The sequence below is a fragment of the Streptomyces pseudogriseolus genome, assembly GCA_002154585.1.
Lineage (GTDB): Bacteria > Actinomycetota > Actinomycetes > Streptomycetales > Streptomycetaceae > Streptomyces > Streptomyces pseudogriseolus.
The window spans coordinates 1-5714 of sequence record MUNG01000464.1 but is presented as its reverse complement, the minus strand read 5'-3'; the positions used below and the strand labels follow the sequence as shown (position 1 = coordinate 5714).

Genomic DNA, 5714 nt, shown 5'->3' with positions numbered 1-5714 from the left:
GGCCTGGGGAGGGCCTGGTGGGCTGCCTGGAGTGCGCGCGGGCGGTCGCTCAGGGGTGGTGGGGCAGCATCGCCCGGCACGTGGGTATGGAGGGCGCGCCGGTGTGCGTGCTGTGCGGCGAGGGTGAGGCGACGTTGAGCGCCGCGGCCTGGTTCGCGACGGCCGGGCAGCTCGCGGCCGCGGCGACCGCGCGCGGCTCCCGGCGTACGTGGCGGGACGACGCGGTGAAGGGCCTGGGCGCTCGCGGGCTGTAACGCCTGGCGTCAGGTGTTCTGCGGGGTGCGCAGTTCGCCGAGGCGCAGGGGGCGGCCGAGGACGTTGAGGACCAGGCGGCGGTGTGCGGCGTGCAGGGCGCGCACGGTGGCCCGTCGGGCTCCGAGCGGGGGGAGCTCGACGTCGGGCCGGCGGGGGTTGCCGGGCTGTTTGGTGGGGATCCACAGGTATCCGGGGTCGCTGCCTTCGAGGCGTGCGGTGATCGCGGCGCGCTGGCGCAGCCACCGGCGCACGGTGCGCACGGTGTCCTCGTCGAGTTCCACGGGCCCGTCTTCGAGGAGGAGCTGCGGGGGTGGCGTCTTGAGGCGGAGGTCGGGGACGTCGAGCTCGGCGAGTTCGCTGATGGTGCGGCCGGTGGCGGCGACCAGGGCGGCGAGCGCGGCGGTGCGGATCCAGGTGGGTTCGTTCGCGGCCGTGGGCCGGCGTACGGCGAGGGTGCGGATGATCTGGGCGGCTTCCTCGGGGTCGAGGTGTTCGCCGGTCTCGTTGGGGGGGACCTCCAGCCGCCAGGGGGTGCCGAGGTGGGCGGCGAACACGTTGTAGGTGATGATCCGGCTGCGTTCGCTGGCCGCGGCGGAGACGGCGCGCGGGCCGTGGAGGGTGTTGCGCTGGCGCAGTTCGCCGGCGGCGGCCGCGGCGAGCCAGGCGTCGGCGCGCTCCAGGTCCATGAGCTCTTCGGCGGTGAGCTCCAGCGGTGCGTGCGGGTCGGCCTCGCGCAGGGCGTTGAGGGCGTGTTCGAGGTACTCGGTGAGGTAGTGGCCGCGCAGCCGTCGGGTGCCGATGGCGTAGCCGCGTTCGTGGAGCTCGGCGAGGAAGTCGGCGATGGCCTGCTGGGCGGTGGTCACGCCCGACAGGGTACGGGGCGCCTCAGACGGCGGCCGTGCGGACGACGGCGATCGTCTGCCCGCTCGTGGTGCGGAAGGTGTGGCCGCAGCCGGTGAGGGTGAGGAGCGCCGCGGTGGTGTTGATGCGATCCCAGTCGTAGCCGGTGACGGCGTCGTGGCAGGTGGGGCACCAGGCGGCGGTGACCGTCCCGTCTGGGGTTCCGACGGCGTGGACGGGGGCGGGCAGGTCGGGGGCGTCGGCGTAGCGCTGCAGGAGTTCAGGGGAGGGCACGGCTACGTCTCCGCCGACTCTGGGTTACAGAAGAAAGCGCCTCTCGACCAGGCTGCCGCGGGGCAGGTGCTGGTGCATGGGGGTTCGTGCCGGTACGGTCCGGACCATGACGGTGCGACTCGGTCCGTCCCGGACCCAGGACGGGCCCGCAGGGGGCGGGGAGCCTGGCCGGGGTAGGGCGCTCTGTTCTGTAACCCATCAGCCGGCTTGTCACCGGGCCGCCCGGAGGCGGGCGTAGTAGTCGCAGCGGCACAGTGCGGCGACGGCCTGGGCGAAGCCGGGCGGTGCGCCGTGCAGGCCGGTCAGGTCGCGCGCGACGGTGCACGCGGGGTCGGCGTGCACCTGCCGCAGGTGCGGGATGGTGCGTACGTGCGGGGCGAGCCGGACGGCGAGGGAGACCATCCCTTCCAGGTAGGTGGACTCGCCGTCGCGGCGCAGGGCGCGCCACAGGGCGAAGCCCTCTTCGTAGGCATCCGCGGTGGGGTAGGCGTAGCGGTGCGGGCCCTCGAAACGGTCCGCCAGCTCGTGAACGGTGTAGGGGCGGGTGCTGTCGGTGTGGGAGCGGTCGTAGCCCCACGGGACGCTGCAGGTGCGGCCGTGCAGTCGGCAGGCGTTGAGCTCGGCGAGCATGTCGGCCAGCACCGGCGGTCCCCTCCCCCCTCGTGTAGGCGCCCGCCGGCCCCGGGCTGACTGTCGAACTCACGGAGGAGTGCGCGGGACCGGCGGGCGTGTCCATCACCATCGCCGTATAGACGGGGTGGGGCCGCGGAACGTTACAGCTGCTCCCCGCGGAGTTTGCGGCGGACCGGTTCGAGGTCGGCGACCGGGATCGAACCGGACAGGGGGAGGCCGGCCTCCCTCCACGCGCTCGCGGCGCGTTCCTCGTCGCCGCCCGCGTCGCCGACGAGGACCTGGCGGGCGACCTGGTTGGCGAGGGTGCCCTCGCCGAGGTCGAGGAGGCGGGCGACCATGCGGACGTTCTCGAACTTCCCGCCGCTCTTGGGCTGGTTGTAGCGGTAGACGAGGACCCAGCGGCCTTCGAGTTCCCGGGCCCGCTCGATCATGGCGCGGCCGGACAGGGTGGTGTCCTGCTCGGTGCGGATCGTCTCGGCGACGCCGGAGTCGGGGCGCAGCGTGAGCAGGCCGCGGCGGCTGCTCTCCTCGATCTCCACGCGTTCCAGGAACGCGGCGAAGGGCCGGGAGGCGTCGAGGATCTGCACGGCCTGCTCGACCTGCCGGGCGGTGAACGCGAGCTCGGTCGCGAGGTGCTGAACGCGGGTCAGCCAGCCCGCTTCCCCGCTGGGGGAGGCGGGGGCCGGGCCGGCGGCGTGCGCGGCCGCGGCGACGAGGGCGGTGTAGTCGGTCACGACTCCATGATGCGCGGGCCGAGCACTGCGCGATGCTCGCATGCCGCTGTGCGCCTACTCTCCGTCCCCACCTGGATCAGAGACGCTCTTGTAGGGGAATTTTCGGCCACCGATATCTGTGGCGAGGGAGCGCGAAGTTCACCGCCTCCGGAGGGGGAGAGCGACTGCTGGGACTCAGACTCCCAGGTGACGGGCCACTCAGAATGATGTGAAGTCCCGGACGGAGGGGGTGGCCGAGATGCCGCTTACACCTGATGCAGCGTCACGAGGTTTGTAGTCGGCCGAAACGCGCCTCACCAGCGCTCCTCTATGCTCACTGACAACGCAGAGAACCCCCCCGGCGTCAGGCGTCGGAACCTGCCGGGAGGGCTCTGTGATCCCCTTCTCATGCACTGATTGGAGATTCGTGATGCAGTCTCGCATGCCCTGGTGGACTTCCGAACCCCCGGGACGGTGGCGGCGCGTCTGGGAGAGGGCGCGGAAGCGGTTCGTCGTCGTGCGGAACCGACTCCTGCTCGGGATGGTGTCCGGGGCGGGGTCGGCGTGCGTGAGCGTGGCCGTCGTGTGGTGGCAGAACCGGCGTTGACCAGGTCGTGAGCCGTCGAGGGGGCGAGAGTGCTCCCCTCGGCGGCTCACGCCGTGTGCGGGGTGCGGCGGTAGTGCCAGATCAGGCCGTCGGCGTGGTCGACGGGCGTGCGGTCGCGGTCGTAGCGGATGACCCGGAAGGCGGGCCGGTCAGGGCCGGCGTCGTCGCCCGGGGCGTGGAGCGCGCCGGGGAGCAGCTCGGCGACCTTGATGTCGGGCGGCGGGTCGAAGGGGTCGCCGAGGATGACGAGGCGGCGTCCGTCCGCGGGGCCGCCGACGAGTTCGATCTCGACACTCACGGTGTTGTCCTCCGCGGGGTTCGGGTACTCGGGTGGCGGCTGCTGGTGCGTCGGCCGGTGACGGAGGTCGGCGCACCGGCGGCTCATGAGACTGGTCGGCGCCCGCGGGAGGTGTCCAGGCTCCCGCGGGCGCGTCACCGCATAGACGTGGTGGGCGCCGGTTTCGTTACAGGTGGTCAGGCGATGATGCCGCGGCGGCGGGGGTTGGGTTCGTAGATGGCCAGGAGGATCGCCTCGGCGCGGTCGGGGGACTTCATGCCGCGGGCCTGCATCTGCTTCTTGGACTCCACCACGGCGTAGCCGCCGGCGTTGTTGCCGAGGTTCGGTGTGGTGAGCTGGATCGCGGCCTCGCGGTCGACGCGCAGGCGGAGGCGGCCGGTGCCGGTGGCGGGGTCGGGCTGGAGGAGTTGGCGGGTGGCGAGCCACATCTCGTCACGCTTGCGGTAGGGCCGCATGGGCGCGCCGGGGTCGTCGCGGTCGGGGGACTCGGAGACCATCACGCCGAACACTTCGGAGTGGTGGCGGCCGTTCTGTCCCCAGACTTCGAGCATGCCGACGGCGCCGTGACCGAGGCCGTTCTTGTCGATCTTGACGTGGACCTTGGCGGTGGAGCCGAGGGCCTTGGCGAGGCGTTCGGCGGCCTTGACCTCTTCGAGGATCTTCTTGGCGACCTTGACCTGGTTGTCGTTGGCCATGCCGGAGGAGTGATGGCGGTGCTCCACGACGTCGCCGACGATGCGGTAGATGGTGAACTCGTCGCCGCCGTCGGCCGCGACGTCCACGCCGAGGCGCACCCAGGCGCCGCGCTTGACGGTGTGAGTGGCCTTCTCGCCGTCGAGGCCGAGGTCGCACAGGCGGACCCAGCCGGGGCCGGTGGGGTCCTCGTTGTCCTTGGCGTCTTCCACCCAGGTGGTGGGGATGACCTTGCCGCCGCCGCCCTTGGGGAACTTGGCGTGCACCTTGGCGATGACGTACGGGTGGTCTTCGCCGTACTCGCGGATGGTGCGGTCCACCCAGTCCTGGGCGGGCAGGTGGATGGCGAGGGAGTGCCGGGCGACGGCTGGAGGGCAGTCCAGGCAGTACGGGACCCGTTCGCCGGTGATCGCGGGGGAGTCGAGCGTGGCGATGGGGATGGTCACCGTGCCGGGCTCGTCGGGGTCGTCGCCTTCCTCACACATGACCTCGAACCACGAGCGGGGGTCGTCGGTGGGCGGGTTGCCGATGGCGAGCATGCGCGCGTCGCCGGTGAGGAGGTTGTTGGTGCCGGCGCCGATGCTGCGGGCGATACCGCCGGCCTCGTCCACGATGATGACGAGCTTGGGGTTTCCGTGGATGCCCTGCATCGAGGCCTCGTCGTGGGCTTGGGCGGTGAAGCCGTACGCCACGCGGACGTCGTTGTTCCACTGGTCGGGCATCTTCCATTGGACCTCGTCGCAGAAGCCGGGCAGGCCCGCGCGGGAGATCGTCTTGCGGATGTGCGGCCAGAGCTGGTTACGGACCTGCCGGAAGCGGGTGGCGGTGGTGACGACGAGCATCGTGCCGACGGGGTTCGTCGCTCCGGCCCAGGCGCAGAGCCTTCCGGCGATGTAGGTCTTCCCGACGCCGAATCCGGCGGGGACCATGACGCGGGTGTGTTTGGGGACGGCGTCCACGATCTCCCGCTGCTTGGACCAGATCGACTCCCCCAGCACGTCCTCGATGAATCCGGACGGGGTGTCGGCCCACAGGCCGTAGAGGCTGCCGGTCTCGCGTTCGACTTCGGCCAGGACGTGGGTGAGGTCGACGGCGTCGAGGGTCTTGAGCGCGGCCCGGCGCGCGGGGACGGGGGCGCGCAGCAGAGTGTCGGCGATGCTGGTGGCTTCCTTGGAGCGGACGCCGGAGCGGTTCTCGACCAGGGTGTTCGCGGCGGCCACAGCAGGTGTCTGGGGTCTGGGGGCGGCCATGGCGCGCACTGTGCACGGCGGCCGCCGCTACCGTCCCGGGGAATGTGAAGGGGCTCCCGGGCCTGTCACCTGGTGTCCGCGGCCCCGGGGGGGGTAGGGCGTTGGACTGGTGGTGACGGGCCCGGGAGCCC

The 5714-nt window shown here is 72.0% G+C and carries 7 protein-coding genes; 1 reads left to right on the top strand and 6 read right to left on the bottom strand.

Going from position 1 to position 5714, the window contains the following annotated elements; translation table 11 throughout:
• On the top strand, nt 1-254 hold a 254-nt coding region (locus CCN29_RS36450), incomplete at its 5' end, for a hypothetical protein (RefSeq protein ID WP_442538583.1).
• 9 nt (nt 255-263) lie between these two features.
• Here CCN29_RS36450 and CCN29_RS31090 read toward each other — a convergent pair.
• The 6 genes from CCN29_RS31090 to CCN29_RS31065 form a co-directional block, all read right to left on the bottom strand.
• Complete coding sequence (locus CCN29_RS31090; protein ID WP_086685861.1) at nt 264-1118, bottom strand: hypothetical protein; 855 nt, start codon at nt 1116-1118, stop codon at nt 264-266.
• A gap of 22 nt (nt 1119-1140) precedes the next feature.
• Nucleotides 1141-1389 carry a hypothetical protein gene (locus CCN29_RS31085; protein WP_086685859.1) on the bottom strand — a complete coding sequence of 83 codons (249 nt, stop codon included), beginning with the start codon at nt 1387-1389 and terminating at the stop codon, nt 1141-1143.
• Nucleotides 1390-1599: 210 nt separating this feature from the next.
• The gene (locus CCN29_RS31080) at nt 1600-2031 is read right to left on the bottom strand and encodes a hypothetical protein (protein WP_086685857.1); all 432 of its coding nucleotides are present in this window, start codon (nt 2029-2031) and stop codon (nt 1600-1602) included.
• A 131-nt stretch (nt 2032-2162) separates the two neighbouring features.
• Nucleotides 2163-2756 (bottom strand): hypothetical protein, encoded by a 594-nt coding sequence (locus CCN29_RS31075; RefSeq protein ID WP_442538582.1) that lies wholly within the window; start codon nt 2754-2756, stop codon nt 2163-2165.
• 632 nt (nt 2757-3388) lie between these two features.
• The gene (locus tag CCN29_RS31070; RefSeq protein WP_143661419.1) at nt 3389-3640 is read right to left on the bottom strand and encodes a hypothetical protein; all 252 of its coding nucleotides are present in this window, start codon (nt 3638-3640) and stop codon (nt 3389-3391) included.
• Nucleotides 3641-3816: 176 nt separating this feature from the next.
• Nucleotides 3817-5583 carry a hypothetical protein gene (locus CCN29_RS31065; protein ID WP_086685852.1) on the bottom strand — a complete coding sequence of 589 codons (1767 nt, stop codon included), beginning with the start codon at nt 5581-5583 and terminating at the stop codon, nt 3817-3819.
• Nucleotides 5584-5714: the final 131 nt, after the last annotated feature.